Source organism: Acidobacteriota bacterium (assembly GCA_016716905.1).
Classification (GTDB): Bacteria; Acidobacteriota; Vicinamibacteria; order Vicinamibacterales; family SCN-69-37; genus SYFT01.
This window is the reverse complement of the sequence record JADJUS010000004.1, coordinates 19,384-34,145: the sequence shown is the minus strand read 5'-3', so window position 1 is coordinate 34,145 and position 14,762 is coordinate 19,384. Positions and strand designations below refer to the sequence as shown.

The 14,762-nt window shown below is 64.9% G+C and carries 11 protein-coding genes and 1 pseudogene; 10 read left to right on the top strand and 2 right to left on the bottom strand.

The genetic code is table 11. The features are described 5' to 3' along the window. Positions 1-199: 199 nt before the first annotated feature. The gene (locus IPL75_03995) at positions 200-472 is read right to left on the bottom strand and encodes a metal-sensitive transcriptional regulator (protein ID MBK9239424.1); all 273 of its coding nucleotides are present in this window, start codon (positions 470-472) and stop codon (positions 200-202) included. A 91-nt stretch (positions 473-563) separates the two neighbouring features. Here IPL75_03995 and IPL75_03990 point away from each other — a divergent pair, with 91 nt between their 5' ends. From IPL75_03990 to IPL75_03960, 7 genes and pseudogenes are all read left to right on the top strand, one after another. Continuing rightward, positions 564-1,178, top strand: coding sequence for a TetR/AcrR family transcriptional regulator (locus tag IPL75_03990; GenBank protein ID MBK9239423.1), 615 nt, complete (start codon positions 564-566; stop codon positions 1,176-1,178). After that, positions 1,175-3,412, top strand: a complete 2,238-nt coding sequence (locus IPL75_03985; GenBank protein ID MBK9239422.1) for an enoyl-CoA hydratase/isomerase family protein — start codon at positions 1,175-1,177, stop codon at positions 3,410-3,412. Before IPL75_03990 ends, IPL75_03985 begins: the two co-directional genes overlap by 4 nt. Next, entirely contained in the window at positions 3,413-4,204 is a 792-nt protein-coding gene (locus tag IPL75_03980; protein MBK9239421.1) for an alpha/beta hydrolase, read from the top strand. Next, the gene (locus IPL75_03975) at positions 4,195-4,824 is read left to right on the top strand and encodes an alpha/beta fold hydrolase (protein MBK9239420.1); all 630 of its coding nucleotides are present in this window, start codon (positions 4,195-4,197) and stop codon (positions 4,822-4,824) included. Before IPL75_03980 ends, IPL75_03975 begins: the two co-directional genes overlap by 10 nt. Next, positions 4,821-5,977, top strand: a pseudogene (locus tag IPL75_03970) (thiolase family protein). The gene IPL75_03975 and the pseudogene IPL75_03970 overlap by 4 nt, the downstream one beginning before the upstream one ends. Before the next feature lie 7 nt (positions 5,978-5,984). After that, positions 5,985-7,757: an acyl-CoA dehydrogenase family protein gene (locus IPL75_03965; protein ID MBK9239419.1), complete on the top strand. Its 1,773-nt coding sequence runs from the start codon at positions 5,985-5,987 to the stop codon at positions 7,755-7,757. Between the two features lie 124 nt (positions 7,758-7,881). Continuing rightward, positions 7,882-8,505: a DUF1684 domain-containing protein gene (locus IPL75_03960; GenBank protein MBK9239418.1), complete on the top strand. Its 624-nt coding sequence runs from the start codon at positions 7,882-7,884 to the stop codon at positions 8,503-8,505. A gap of 17 nt (positions 8,506-8,522) precedes the next feature. Here the strand turns inward: IPL75_03960 and IPL75_03955 are convergent, their stop codons facing one another. After that, on the bottom strand, positions 8,523-9,521 hold the full coding sequence (locus tag IPL75_03955; protein ID MBK9239417.1) for a hypothetical protein: 999 nt from the start codon (positions 9,519-9,521) through the stop codon (positions 8,523-8,525). 236 nt (positions 9,522-9,757) lie between these two features. Between IPL75_03955 and IPL75_03950 the strand changes: the two genes are divergently transcribed. The 3 genes from IPL75_03950 to IPL75_03940 are packed head-to-tail and all read left to right on the top strand — an operon-like array spanning position 9,758 to position 14,651. Continuing rightward, entirely contained in the window at positions 9,758-11,947 is a 2,190-nt protein-coding gene (locus tag IPL75_03950) for a PQQ-like beta-propeller repeat protein (GenBank protein ID MBK9239416.1), read from the top strand. Between the two features lie 10 nt (positions 11,948-11,957). Continuing rightward, positions 11,958-13,391, top strand: a complete 1,434-nt coding sequence (locus IPL75_03945) for a PQQ-binding-like beta-propeller repeat protein (GenBank protein MBK9239415.1) — start codon at positions 11,958-11,960, stop codon at positions 13,389-13,391. A gap of 27 nt (positions 13,392-13,418) precedes the next feature. Further along, on the top strand, positions 13,419-14,651 hold the full coding sequence (locus IPL75_03940; GenBank protein ID MBK9239414.1) for a PQQ-binding-like beta-propeller repeat protein: 1,233 nt from the start codon (positions 13,419-13,421) through the stop codon (positions 14,649-14,651). Positions 14,652-14,762 lie beyond the last annotated feature (111 nt).

Sequence of the window (14,762 nt, the reverse complement as noted above, 5' to 3'; positions counted from 1 at the left end):
GTAGGGAGTACGTCAAGAAACGGACAATTTGGCCGAAAACAGGCAGATTTCTGCCCTGTCGTAGCGCGGCGTGGGCCTCAACGCCGCGGCTGTCGGCGGCCTTGAGGTTCAGGCCGCCCTACGAGGAAAGGCGTGATCAAAGAAAGGCGTGATCAAACGGGCGGATAGGGGTGCGGGAACGTCCGGCCGCGGCCGGTCTTCAGGAGAACCGGTCGAAAATGTCGACCAGTTCCTTCAAACGGGCCTGGCCTTCTTCTCGGCCCTGTTCGACGCCCGACGGGACGCACTGTTCGACGTGCGTCCGCAGGACGGCCAGACTGATTCGATTCAAAGCGGCCTCGGCCGCCGAGAGCTGCTGCAGGATCTCCACACACAGACGGGGCTCCTGCACCATCCGCCGGATCCCGCGTACCTGCCCCTCGACCCGGTTGAGCCGAGTCACCAGAAGTTGCTGCTGGGCCGCGTCTAACATGCCCCTAACTACGACCGTCGACGACCTCTGTTACAACTGCCATTACAACCTTGACGATTGGTCGTGAAATGAATGAACATTCATTCAGCATATGGCCCGCACCCTCCGCATGCCACGCCCACCCGCCCCCGACGCCGACAAACGCGTCCTCATCCTTGACGCCGCCACGCGCGTGTTCGCCGAGCGCGGGTTCTTCGGCGCACAGGTCGCCGACATCGCACGCCGGGCCGGAATCGCCGCCGGCACCGTCTACCTCTACTTCCGCAGCAAGGACGAACTGCTGATCAGCGTGTTCGATCGCACCATGCAGGACGCCATCCGCGAAGGCCGCGAGACCCTGGCGACCATCGACGACCCGACCGCCCGCTTGCGCCGCATCGCACACCTCCATCTCGCGCGCCTGGGAAGCGACCGCGACCTCGCGGTGGTGTTTCAGGTGGAGCTGCGGCAGTCCACGAAATTCATGGCGCGCCTCTCGACGTCGCGGCTGCGCGACTACCTCGGCCTCATTCGCGACACCATCGCCGACGGCCAGGCGCGCGGCGCCTTTCGCGCACAGGTCCCCGCCACGCTCGCCGCCAAAGTCTTCTTCGGCGCCCTCGACGAAATGGCCACCAACTGGATCCTCTCTGACCGCCGCTACACGCTGGCCGACGATGCGGATGCGGTGGTGGATGTGTTCCTGCACGGAGTGAGCGCATCATGACGCACCGCCTTCGTTCCGCAGCGGTCCTTGGCGCGGGCACGATGGGTGCGCAGATTGCGGCGCACCTGGCCAATGCCGGCATCCCCGTTCACCTCCTTGATGTGACCGCTGAAGCGGCCGCCGCCGGCCTGGCGCGGGCACGCGGGCTCAAGCCCGATCCGTTTTTTGTGCCAGACAATGCGGCACTCATCCACACCGGCAGCCTGGATGACCTGTCACCGCTCGCCACCGTCGACTGGATTCTCGAAGCCGTCATCGAGAACCTTGGCGTCAAACAGGCCCTGGCCGAGCGCATCGATGCCGTGCGCGCGCCACACGCCGTGGTCTCGTCCAACACGTCGGGTATTCCGCTGGCACTGGTCGCAGAGGGACGCTCGGAAGGATTCAGGCGCCACTGGACGGGCACACACTTCTTCAACCCGCCCCGATACCTGCGGCTGGTGGAACTCATCGCCACCGCCGACACCGACCCGGCAGTCACGGCGCGCGTGCGCGGCTGGCTTGATGACCTGCTGGGCAAAGGCGTCGTTGAGGCGAAAGACACGCCGGCCTTCATCGCCAATCACCTCGGCCTCTTCGGCGTCGTGCGGTTGCTCGATGCCGTGGCCGACGGCAGTGTGTCGATTGAAGAAGTGGACGCCATGACCGGACCGATCATCGGCCGGCCCAAGAGTGCCACGTTCCGCACCGTGGATATCGCGGGCCTCGATATCCTCGCCAAGGTTGCGCACGATCTGTCGGTGCGCCTTCCCCAGGAGGAAGACCGCCGCGCGTTTGTGCCGCCACCGTTTGTGGCCGCCATGCTCGAGCGCGGACTGCTGGGCGACAAGACGGGTCAGGGCTTCTACAAAAAGACGCGCACCGCGGGCGCCACTGAGATTCTGACTCTCGACCCCGCGTCATTGACGTATCGCGAGAAACAGTCCGTGCGCCTCCCGGAGTTGGACGCCGCACGTGGCACCACGGACACCGGCGCCCGCACCCGCGATCTCTTCCTGGGCAAACACAAGACCGGCGACCTCCTGCGACGCACGCTCGGACCGACGCTGCTCTACGCCGCGCGAATCGCGGACGACATTGCGCACGACATCAACGACATTGATCGCGCCATGCGCTGGGGTTTCGGCTGGGACCTCGGCCCATTCGAATTGTGGGACGCGATTGGCGTGGACAACGTGTTGGCCGCCTGCGGCGTGACCGAACGCCCCGCGATGCTGCAGGGGCGCGCGCGGTTCCGCGAAGGCCGGCTCCCCGCCGCGGCACCTGACCTGCTGATTCTTCAATCCGCGCGTGATCGAGGCGCCATCGTCGCGACCAACGAAGGCGCGAGCCTGATCGACGTGGGCGACGGATGCCTCTGCGTGGAGTTCCACTCCAAGATGAACGCCATCGGTGGCGACTCGATCGCCATGCTGCAGGCGGGCGTGCGCGAGGCGGAGGCCAACTTTGAGGCCCTGGTGGTGGGCAACGACGCGCCGAACTTCTCGGCCGGCGCCAACCTGATGTTGCTCCTGCTCGAGGCCCAGGAAGGCAACTGGGACGAGGTGGACCTGATGATCCGCGCCTTCCAGGGCGCGACGATGGCGCTCAAGACGGCGGCGGTGCCCGTGGTCATCGCGCCAGGCGGCCTGACGCTTGGTGGCGGATGCGAACTGAGCCTGCACGGCGACCGCGTACAGGCGGCAGCCGAAACCTACATGGGCCTGGTCGAGGTGGGCGTCGGCCTGATCCCCGCGGGCGGCGGCACGAAAGAGATGATGCTGCGACAACCTGACGCGCAAGTGGCGTTTGAGACCATCGGCTTCGGCAAGGTCTCAACGAGTGGCCCGGATGCGAAGCGGCTTGGGTATTTGCAGAAATCTGACGGCATCTCGATGAACCGCGAACGGCTCATCACCGATGCAAAAGCCGTCGCTCTGGGTCTGGCGCGCGCGGGCTACCAGGCGCCGGCGCGGCGCGCCGCAATCCCGGTGGGCGGCCCCACGGCGTTTGCGACGTTGTCACTTGGCGTTCACCTCGCCTGGCGCGCCGGCCGGCTCAGCGATCACGACGTGGTCATCGGCCGCAAACTCGCGTGGATCCTGACGGGCGGCAACGTCCCGCACGCAACCACTCTTTCAGAAGATCAAATCCTCGACCTTGAACGTGAGGCCTTCCTGAGCTTGTGCGGAGAGCCCAAGACGCTCGAACGGATCGCGTACACGTTGAAAACCGGGAAGACGTTGAGAAACTAGATGCCCCTCGATTCGCTTCCAATCGTGATCATTCCCGGCATTCAAGGCCGATGGGAATGGATGCGCCCGGCGATTGACGCGCTGGCCCGGCGGAGCCCATTGGGCGAAGGTGGCGTGTGGACCTTTTCGCTCAACGACGAAGACGGCACCGGCGATCCGTTCGAGCAGTGGATGGCCACGATCAATCGGTTGATTGACCGCGCAGGAGGCGCACCCGTCGTGCTCGTCGGCGTGTCGTTCGGCGGGTTGGTGGCGGCGCGCTTCGCCGCACGGTATCCGAATCGCGTCGGCGCCCTGGTGCTGGTCTCATCGCCATCGCCCCAGATGCGGCTTGGCCCACTCGATCGAGACATGGTGAAGAGCCCCATCACGAAACTGCCGCTGTTTGCGATTCGTGGGGTGCGGCGACTGGCGCCCGAGATTTTCGCGGCGAAACCCACGTGGCGCGGGCGCGTCGCGTTCACCGCCGAGTACGTCTGGCAGGTGCTGACCCATCCGGCGTCCCCGCGGAAGATGGCGCGATGGGTGCACGCCTGGCAGGCGACGGACATCGCGTCCGAGTGCGCACGCATCACGGCGCCCACACATCTCATCACCGGCGAGCCCAAGCTCGATCGCGTGGTGCCGGTGCAGAGCACGCTGCACTATCTGACCCTGATTCCCGGCTCGACGTTTTCACGACTCTCGCGGACCGGCCATATCGGCGTGGTCTCTCGGCCCGACGATTTTTCCGTTCTCGTACATGAGTTCCTCGATGCAACTGATTGTGAGGCCATGAGGCAATGCAGCTGACGATTCCAGGTCCCGCCGGTCCGCTTGAAGCGTTGCTCGACGTGCCGCCCGCCTCCGCGCCGCTGCGCGCGGCCGTTGTGTTTGGACATCCACACCCGTCGTACGGCGGCACCATGCACACGCGCGCCGTCTATCACGGGGCCAAGGGCCTTGTGCGCGCCGGGTGTGCGGTGCTGCGGTTCAACTTCCGGGGTGTGGGCGCCAGCGCAGGCGCCTTCGATCAGGGGCGCGGCGAAGTGGATGACTACCGCGCAGCGCTCAACGAGATGCACGATCGATTTCCCGGCGTGCCGCTCTGGGCCGCGGGGTTTTCATTCGGCTCGTGGATTGCCCTCGAAACGGGAGCGAGTGACCCGCGCGTGTCGGCACTCATCGCCGTGGCGCCTCCAGTGACGCGCGAGGGATACGACTTCACGCAGACGCTCGAGAGCACGAAGCCGAAGTTTTTTGTGCAGGGCGAACTTGATGAACTGTGCCCGCTGAAGGACCTCCGCGCGTTTTACGCGCGCTGCCACGAGCCGAAGGAGCTGGTGGTGGTAGACGGTGCGTCGCATCTGTTTGATGGACAGGGTCGTGAAGTGGGAGACGCCCTCGAAGACCTGCTGGGAGACTTCTCATGATTGACGCAGTGGTCGTCGCCGCCGTACGCACCCCGATCGGACGCGCCCCCAAGGGCATGTTTCGCACGACCCGGCCGGACGATCTCGCGTCGCTGGTGCTGGCGGAGGTACTGCGACGCGTCCCGAATCTGGACCCCGCCGAAGTTGAGGATGTGATCCTCGGCTGTGCCATGCCGGAAGCCGAGCAGGGCCTCAACGTGGCGCGCATCGCGAGTCTGCGCGCGGGCATACCCGTCTCGGCCTCCGCGGTGACCGTGAACCGGTTCTGCGCGTCGGGCCTGGAAGCCATCGCACAGGCTGCCGGCCGAATCATGGTGGGCGCCGCCGACGTCATCATCGCGGGCGGCACCGAGTCCATGAGCCTGGTGCCGATGGGCGGCCACAAAGTGGCGCCGAACCCGACGCTCGTGCGCGACTACCCTGACGTGTATTTGAGCACGGGCCTCGTGGCCGAGAACCACGCGCGCGAGAGCCAGATCACACGCGAAGCGCAGGATGCATTCGCCCTGCAAAGCCACGCGCGGGCGATCGCGGCGATCGACGCGGGCCGTTTCACCGACGAGATCGTCCCTGTGGACGTTCACACGCTCACCGGGACGGTAACGATGGGGGTTGATGAGGGACCGCGGCGGGATACGTCAGTCGCCGCGCTGGCAGGACTTCGACCGGCATTCCACGTGCAGGGCACGGTCACCGCTGGCAATTCGTCGCAGACCAGCGACGCGGCAGCCGCGGTCATTGTCATGAGTGCGGCCGGGCACAGGCGCTCGGATTGACGCCGCTGGCGAGGTTCGTGGGTTACGCCACCGCCGGCGTGAAGCCGGAAATGTTCGGCATTGGACCAGTGCCGGCCATCCGCAAAGTGCTGTCGAAGAGCGGGCTCACGCTTGACGCGATGGACCTGGTGGAACTCAACGAAGCGTTTGCGGCGCAGGTGCTGGCGTGTACGCAGGTGCTGCCGATCGATCCCGATCGCCTGAATGTGAATGGCGGCGCCATTGCGCTGGGGCATCCTCTGGGCTGCACGGGCGCGCGCCTGACCACGTCGCTGTTGTACGAGCTGCGCCGGCGACAGGGCCGGTACGGCCTGGTCACCATGTGTGTGGGCGGCGGCATGGGCGCTGCCGCCATCTTCGAACGTCTTTCTGCCTGAGGCCATCATGACCACAACATCTGCTGTTCGCCGGGGCGCCGACTGGCTGCTCGACTCCACCGCGCCACAAGACGTGCTGACGCCGGAACGCCTGTCCGACGAACACCGACTCATGGCGAAAACCGCCGAAGAGTTTGTCGTGAAAGAGATTCTGCCGGCCCTTGAGCGGCTTGAGCAGAAAGACTGGACGCTGGCCAGGGCGCTGGTGAAACGCGCCGGTGACCTTGGGCTGCTCGGCACGGATGTGCCCGAAGCGTTCGGCGGCATCGGCCTCGACAAGGCCGCGGCAGTGGTGGTGGGTGAAGGCATGGGCGGCAGCGCGTCGTTCTCCACCACGTTCGGCGCCCAGACGGGCCTCGCGATCATCCCCATCCTGTGTTTCGGCAGCGAGGCGCAACAGCACAAGTACCTCCCCCGCATCGTCTCGGGCGACATTGTCGGTGCCTACTGTCTGAGTGAAGCGGGGTCGGGGTCGGATGCGCTCGGGGCTCGCGCGAAGGCCGTGCGCCAGCCAGACGGCTCGTGGCTGCTGAACGGCGAGAAGATGTGGGTCACCAACGGCGGCTTTGCCGATCTCTACATCGTGTTTGCCAAAGTGGATGGCGAACAGTTCTCCGCGTTCATCGTGGAGCGCTCGTTTCCCGGCGTGTTGCCCGGTAAGGAAGAACACAAGATGGGCCTGCACGGCTCGTCCACGGCTCCCCTGGTGCTGCAGGACGCGCGCGTACCGGCAGAGAACCTGCTCGGCGAAGTGGGCAAGGGCCACAAGATCGCGTTCAACGTTCTCAATTACGGGCGGCTGAAACTTGCCGGCATCTGCAGCGGCGCGGCGAAATTTGTGATGCGCGAGTCGACGACCTATGCCACGACGCGACGCCAGTTCGGACAACCCATCGCCTCGTTTGGCGCCATCCGCCACAAACTCGCCGAGATGACCGTGCGCACGTACGGCGTGGAGAGCATTCTGTATCGCACGACGGGCCTCATCGACGAGATGATCGCGCGCGCGGGTCACACGCCGGCCGCGGCGCTGGCCGCGCTTGAGGAGTTTGCGATCGAGGCGTCGCTCCTGAAAGTGTCCGGCAGCGAGATGCTTGATTTCGTCCTTGATGAAAACGTGCAAATTCATGGCGGCAACGGATTCGTGCGTGACTACCCGGCTGAACGTCACTACCGCGACGCCAGGGTGAATCGTATTTTCGAAGGCACCAACGAGATCAATCGGCTCCTGGTGCCCGGCATGCTCATCAAACGCGCGCTCAAGGGCGGCGTGCCGATCATTGCGGCGGCCAAGCGGTTGCAGGATGAACTGCTCACGCCCCAGGCTGGCGCGGCCACGAGCGGTACTGCGCCCGCCGACCTGATCGCCGGAACTGTGGCCGGCATGAAAAAGACGGCCATCATGGTGCTGGGCCTGGCGATGCAGACCTATGGCACGGCGCTCGAAGAACAACAGGAAGTGCTGATGCTGGCCTCGGACATCATGATGGACACGTTCGTGGCCGAGAGCTCGCTGCTGCGGGCCGCACAATCGGCCGCGTCAGGATCGCCGACAGCCGCGCTCCAGGCGGATGCGGCGGCCGTGCTCACGCACGACGCCGGCCTGCGCGCGGACGCTGCGGCGCGAACCGCCATCCAGGCCATGACCGGCGGCGACACGCAGCGCACGATGCTGGCGGCGCTGCGGCGACTGCTCAAGGTCACGCCGGTGGACACGATCGCGGCGCGCCGCCGGCTCGCCGACGCGATCGTCGATCGGAAGGGGTACATCTTCGCCTGAGTAATGGCCTCGGCCTTGAGGAACAGGCCGAGCTACGTACCCTTGAGGGCCAGGCCGAGCTACGTGCGAACGGTACGTAGCTCGGGCCGGTTCTCAAGCCCGAGGGACGCGGTAGAATCGTCGTGTGCGTCGCACTCTGATTTTTGCCCTGACTGCGGCGGCCGCGCTGGCCGCCTGCACCTCCGGCCCGCAACCAATGGAAGACGTGTCGCACGATCAGGACATCCTCGCGTGGAGGGCCAGCAAGGATGCGATGTTCAAGTCGGGCGCGGACTCGCCGCTGCTGCCCGGTGACCAGGCCGCCTTCACCGGACTGCCCTACTTTCCGATCGACCCCGCGTATCGGATGCCGGCGGTGCTGAACGAAAACCGGTCGCCGCGACTCATCATCGAACTACCGACCTCCACCACCGAACTGCGGCGGATGCAGCGCGTGGGCACGCTGACGTTTACCCTGAAAGGCACCACCCTGACCCTGACCGCGTTCGCCGACGAGGGCGAACGTTCGATCACGCGACTGTTTGTGCCATTCGGCGATCTCACCAGCGGCACGGAAACGTACAAGGGCGGCCGCTACCTGGAACTCGAACGCACATCAACGACGCTGTACGATTTGGACTTCAACCGCGCGTATCACCCGTTCTGTGTCTTCAACACGTCGTACGTCTGTCCCGTGCCGCCGCGGGAAAATCGCCTGGCTGTGGCCATCCAGGCCGGCGAGCGTCTGCCCAGCACCGCGGGCCGTTGAGACTCCATCCACCTCATTCATTCGACCTTGTCCTTGAAGTCGTCCAGGACCGAGGTGAAATCCTCACCGGTGCCGGCGAATTTTTCGGGGAGGACGCGAAACATATCCGTGCCCCAGCGCTTCAGGTCCCTGAGGTGTGCCTTCGTCGTGTAGTTGGGCGCGGGTATGCGGTCCACCCAACGCTGCAAGGCCTGACGCGCGGGTCGGGCGAACCGGGCGTGTTCGGCGGGAGTCAGCGTGGCGTCGCGAAGGAACACCAGCGCAGGTTCCACATAACCGGTTTCCAATTCGGTGGACAGGCGCTCCAGGAACTGGGGACTCGAGCGCAGGCGGGCGGTGGCGGCTTCGCGCACTTCGCGGGGTTGATCCCGGTCCGCCCAGCGGAGCAGGTCTAAGAAATCGGTCTCCGAATCAAGCGTGGAGATCTGGGCGAGTTTTTCCCCGGGTGATGGACCGGGGTTGAGCACTCGGTGGGCGATGCCAACCACTCCCCCAACGCCCGTGTTGACGATCCAGTAGCCGGAAAATACCCCGCAGCCCACGAGGCTCAAGCCGGTGAATATCGCCCAGGACCGATGCAACCACTGCGTGGGTATTCCGGGCGCGAGCTTCTGATTGAGGCTCAAGACCACGAGCAACACGGTGGCGAGTGGAACGAGGTAGATCACCGGGCTGTAGAGGAAGCGCGGCGTGAATCCGGGCCGGATATACAAGGCGATGAACACGAACGAAACGACCGCCAGCGCAATTGCCGCCGCAACGGTGAGCGCATAAAGCATGGGCCGGCCCAGTCGCATCCAGTTGAATCCGCCGCTGGCGGTCACGCAGAGCAGCGCGCCCATCAACAGCAGCCACAGGGGAGCCAAAATGTACAGGGCGGGCGTCACCCATTGATCGTTGCTTGCCTCCTTGCGCGCCCAATCCCACAGGAAATGTTGCAGCGGCAGCAGGAAGATGAGGGCGGCGAGAGCGGCGCAGCTATTGCCGATGATCTGTTGAGACCGGGAAGGATTCATAGTCACGATCTGAGGAGTGCAATGAGCAGGATGGCGGGCGGATTATATCGGTACGTGACTCGCCAGGTTCCAGATTCGCCCGGCAAATCCCGCAGGGACCCGCGCTGAGCCGCGTTTCTGACGGCTTGAGCGACGCCTGGTGTGGGTTCGTCCCACGCGTGCAACGGGACCTGCGAAACGGCCGTAGTCTGCATTGACCCCGTCTGCCGGGCGGTATAATCGGGAGCATCCCTCTCATGCGAAACAAACTTCTTATCGTGCTGTTCGCGGCGGGCCTTGCGCCCGCCCTGCTGGCGAGTGACTGGCCGGAATCGCGCGGCCCATCCCGTGACGGTACGTCGCCGGAGACCAACCTCCCCTCGCGATGGTCACCGGCCGGAGAGAACCTGGCCTGGACGCTGCCCTTCGGCGGCCGATCCACCCCAGTCATTCACGGCAACCGCCTGTATCTGCAGACCACAACGGTCGGCGACGTCTCCGTGACGCAGGAGCGCCTGGTGGCGGTGGAAGCCAACTCCGGACGCGTGCTCTGGGAGCATAAGGTGCCGCAGTTCCTGAGCGACGTGCCGCAACACCGCGCGGCGTGGGCTTCACCCGCGGTCGATCGGCAGAGCGGCAACATCTACATGTTTACCGTGTCCGCCGAACTCCTGGCGCTGTCGCCACAGGGCGCGGTCCTCTGGAAGCGGTCACTGCCCGAAGAGTACGGCGCCATCACCACGCACGGCGGCCGCACCACCTCCCCCATCATCGAAGGCCAGATGGTCATCCTCAACACCCTGCTGCAGGGATGGGGCGACCTGGGCCGTCCGGGCAACCGCTACTTCGCTTTCGACAAGACCACGGGCCAGACGATCTGGGTCAGCGCGCCGCAGTCGCGCCACTACGACACGAACTACTCGAGCCCGATCGTGGCCGACGTCAACGGCATGCGCCAGCTCATCGTCGGCGGCACGGACGGCGTGTTTCACGGTCTCAAGGTGAACACGGGCCAGCCGGTGTGGAGCCTTGAAGTGAGCAAGCGGGCCATTCTCAACAGCCCGTTGTTTCACAACAACACCGTGTACATCGCCCACGGGGAAGAGAACATCGATACGACAGAAATGGGGATGCTCGCAGCCGTTGATGCCACAGGCAAAGGCGTGCTAACCGGCGCAGCGATCAAGTGGAAGACCCATGGCTTCATGCCGACGTTTGCATCGCCGGTGATGGATGGCAGCCGTCTCTATGGGATGGACAACGGCGCGATTCTCGCGGCGTTCGATCTGGCCACGGGCAAGGAACTCTGGAAGAAGACGCTCGGGACTCTGCAGAAGGGATCACCGACGCTGGCTGACGGCAAGTTGTACGTCGGCACCGAGAACGGCAAGTTCTACATTCTGCGGCCGAGCGCCACGGGCGTCGAAGTGCTGGATGAAGACGTGCTCGGCTCGGCGGGAAACCCCGAACCCATCGTGGCGTCTCCTGCAGTGGCGAACGGCCGTGTGTATGTGACGTCGATGGAACGCGTGTACGCGATTGGACCGAAACAGGCAACTACCGCAGGCGCGTCACCAACGGCCGCGAGGCCTGCTGCTTCGACGGCTCCGATCGCAGCGGTGCAGGTGTTTCCGTACGAAGCGCTCCTCAACCCGGGTGACAAACAGTCTTTTGTCGCACGACTCTTTGATGCCAACGGTGTGTTCATTCGCGAAGCCAAGGCGGGCGAGGTGACGTGGACCACCGATCAGCTGGCGGGAACGATTGGCGCCGATGGCGCCTTCGTGGCGCCCGGTGGTGGCGCGGCGGGCTACGTCAAGGCGGCTGTGGCCGGCGCGGACGGCCCCATCACGGGACAGGCGAGAGTGCGCGTGATTCCCGCGCTGCCCTGGTCCTACGACTTCGACGGCCTCAAGGCGACGCCCGCGTGGTGGACGTCGAACATGAAGGCCCTCCCTCGTGAACTGGACGGCAGCGGCGTGCTGGTGCGTCCTCGCGACGACACCGTGGGCCGCCGTACGAAGCTGATGATGGGACGGCCCGAGTGGTCCAACTACACCGTGGAGGCCGACGTGCGCGGCCTCGTGATGCGCAGGCAGCGCGGTGACGTGGGCCTCATCAACCAGCGCTATGTGCTGATGATGTTCGGCAACAACCAGAAGATCGAGCTGCAGCCCTGGCAGGCCGCCAACGAGATGACGGTCAGCGTGGAGAAATTCACGTGGCCGGTGGACACGTGGTACCGGATGAAGCTCCGCGTCGAGAACCGGGCTGACGGCACCACGCTCGTGCAGGGCAAAGTCTGGCCCCGCGACCAGGCCGAGCCTGCGGCGTGGACCATCGAAAAGGTGGACCGCATTCCCCACCGCTCCGGTGCGCCCGGCCTGTACGGCGACGGCATCTCCGACGTGTTTTTCGACAACTTCAAGGTCTACAGGAATCAGTAGGAATCACGTGATGAAGAAACTTTCGCTCGTCGTGTTGTGTGCGTTGGTGGCCACCACTGCGTCGTCTGGGGCCGGCAAAGGTGTGACCGAGTGGCACATGTGGGGCGGGTCACCCGACCGCAACATGGTGTCGGACGCCACCGGGATGCCTTCGACCTGGGACGTGAAGACGGGAGAGAACATCAAGTGGGTGGCCGCGCTCGGCTCCCAGAGTTACGGCAACCCCGTGGTGGCGGGCGGCGTGGTGCTTGTGGGCACGAACAACGAAGCCACACGCGACCCCAAACAAGCCGGCGACCGAGGCGTGCTGATGGCCTTCCGCGAATCAACGGGCGAGTTCCTGTGGCAGGCCACCTACGAAAAGCTGACGTCGGGGCGCGCAAACGACTGGCCCTTCCAGGGCATCGCGTCGTCGCCGCTCGTGATCGGCGAGATCGCGTATTTCGTGTCCAACCGCGGCGTGGTCGTTGCCGCCGACATTCAGGGCTTCCACGACAACGAAAACGACGGCGAGTTCAAGACCGAGACACTCACCGGCAAACACGACCCGGACGTGGTCTGGCAGTACGACATGATGGAAGAGGTCGGCGCCTTCCCGCACAACCTTGCCAACTCGTCGCCGAATTTCTATCAGAACCTGCTGTATGTCTCGACCGGCAACGGCCAGGACGAAAGCCATGTGAACATCCCGTCGCCGAACGCGCCGGCCATCATCGCGCTCGATCGCACGACTGGAAAACTGGTGTGGGAGGACGCATCGCCGGGCGACAAGGTCCTGCACGGCCAGTGGTCCACGCCCACGGTGGGCACCATCGGCGGCGTCGTGCAGGTGGTGCACGGGCAGGGCGATGGCTGGATCCGCGGCTACGAAGCCCTGTCGGGCAAAAAATTGTGGGAGTTCGACTCCAACCCGAAAGACTCCGTCTGGCCGAAGACGCGCAACGAAATCATCGCCACGCCGGTGATCTACGAAAACGTGGTGTACGTCGCGAATGGCCAGGACCCCGAGCACGGTGAAGGCGTGGGGCACCTGTACGCCATCGATGGCACCAAGCGCGGTGACATCACGGACTCGGGCCGCCTCTGGCACTACACCGATATTCGCCGGACGATTTCGACGCCGGCGATCAAGGACGGGCTGCTCTACTACCCCGACTTCAGTGGATTCTTCCACTGCATCGATCTCAAGACCGGCAAGCAGATCTGGAAACACGACATGTTCGCCGCGATGTGGAGCTCACCGATGATCGTGGACGGCAAGGTCTACCTGGGTGACGAAGACGGCGACATCACCGTCTTCCAGCACGGCCGCGAGAAGAAAGTGCTCAACGAAGTGAACATGGGCAGTTCCGTCTACTCCACGGTCGTCACCTCCAACGGCGCGATGTTCGTGATGACACGCAATAACTTGTTCGCGATTCAGCAGGGCGCGAAACGCAATTAGCCAATTGGCCAGTGAGGCAATGGGGCAATGACGCGCAGCTCGATTCCGCGGCGTGGCGACCAGGGGGCGATGCTCGTCGCCACCATGCTCGCTCTTGCCCTGATTGCCGTCGTTGGGCCCATTACCGGCATTGCCTCATTGCCCACTGGCTCACTGCCCAATTGGCTCATTGGCCCATTTCAAGCGGCCGCGCCTAAGCCCGCCAATTGGTCTCAGTTCAGGAATACGCCCACGCTGACCGGCGTGGCGGCGTCCCCGCTGCCGCCTACCTTGCGCCTGCAGTGGACGTATGAGGCCGGCTCGGCCATTGAATCTTCCGCCGCCGTCGTTGATGGCGTGGCCTATGTAGGCACGTCCGGGGGCGCGTTGGTCGCGATTGATGCTGGCAGCGGGAAGCTGAAGTGGTCGTACCGGGCGACGTCTGACGACCTGGGTATCGGCGAGTCTTCACCGGCGGTCGCCAACGGCGTGGTGTACATCGGGGATCTTGCGGGCGTGTTTCACGCGGTTGACGCAGCCACAGGCAAGGCGCGCTGGACGTACAAGACCGGGGCCGAGATCAAATCATCACCGGTGGTGACCGGCAACACGGTGCTGATTGGATCGTACGACGGCCATCTGTATGGTCTGAACGCCGCGACAGGTGCGTTCCTCTGGAAAGCGGGCACCGACAACTACGTGCATTCCACGCCGGCCCTCTGGAACGGCGTGGCGTACTTCGGCGGTTGCGACGAGGTGTTCCATGGCGTCCGTATCAGTGATGGCACCAAGGTGCTGTCCCTGGCCACGCAAGCCTACACGGCCGCTTCGCCAGCCATCGCCGCAGGCGTGGCGTACTACGGCACCTTCGCGAACGAGGTGGTCGCGGTGGACATCGCGGCGAAACGGGTGAAGTGGCGGTTCCTCGATCCCGACCGCCAGTTCCCGTTTTATTCGTCAGCCGCCCTCAGCGTCAGCGGCAATGGCGGCACCATGGTGCTGGGCGGCCGTGACAAGAACGTGCGCGCCCTCGACATGGGGACGGGGAAGCAGCGCTGGTCGTTCACCACCCGTGCGCGAGTGGAATCCTCGCCGGCGATCGCAGGCACCCGGGTCATCGTAGGCTCGAGCGACGGCAAGCTGTACGTCCTGGACCTTGCCTCCGGGAAAAAGCTCTGGGAGTTCGATGCGGCCGCGCCCTTCACGGCCTCTCCCGCTGTCGCCGACGGGCGCGTCATCATCGGGGACGGAGACGGACGCCTCTACGCCTTCGGCCAGTAGCCCGCCACGACGGATCACACGGAGACACGGAGCCCTCGAGCTCAGTGACGTCGGATCACACGGAGACACAGAGACACGGAGCCCTCGGGCTCAGTGACGTCGGATCACACG

What these genes read in the sequence shown, in the direction of transcription:
- IPL75_03995 (MBK9239424.1), bottom strand. Translation starts at nt 472, where the DNA reads ATGTTAGACGCGGCCCAGCAGCAACTTCTGGTGACTCGGCTCAACCGG.
- IPL75_03990 (MBK9239423.1), top strand. Translation starts at nt 564, where the DNA reads ATGGCCCGCACCCTCCGCATGCCACGCCCACCCGCCCCCGACGCCGAC.
- IPL75_03985 (MBK9239422.1), top strand. Translation starts at nt 1,175, where the DNA reads ATGACGCACCGCCTTCGTTCCGCAGCGGTCCTTGGCGCGGGCACGATG.
- IPL75_03980 (MBK9239421.1), top strand. Translation starts at nt 3,413, where the DNA reads ATGCCCCTCGATTCGCTTCCAATCGTGATCATTCCCGGCATTCAAGGC.
- IPL75_03975 (MBK9239420.1), top strand. Translation starts at nt 4,195, where the DNA reads ATGCAGCTGACGATTCCAGGTCCCGCCGGTCCGCTTGAAGCGTTGCTC.
- IPL75_03965 (MBK9239419.1), top strand. Translation starts at nt 5,985, where the DNA reads ATGACCACAACATCTGCTGTTCGCCGGGGCGCCGACTGGCTGCTCGAC.
- IPL75_03955 (MBK9239417.1), bottom strand. Translation starts at nt 9,521, where the DNA reads ATGAATCCTTCCCGGTCTCAACAGATCATCGGCAATAGCTGCGCCGCT.
- IPL75_03950 (MBK9239416.1), top strand. Translation starts at nt 9,758, where the DNA reads ATGCGAAACAAACTTCTTATCGTGCTGTTCGCGGCGGGCCTTGCGCCC.
- IPL75_03945 (MBK9239415.1), top strand. Translation starts at nt 11,958, where the DNA reads ATGAAGAAACTTTCGCTCGTCGTGTTGTGTGCGTTGGTGGCCACCACT.
- IPL75_03940 (MBK9239414.1), top strand. Translation starts at nt 13,419, where the DNA reads ATGACGCGCAGCTCGATTCCGCGGCGTGGCGACCAGGGGGCGATGCTC.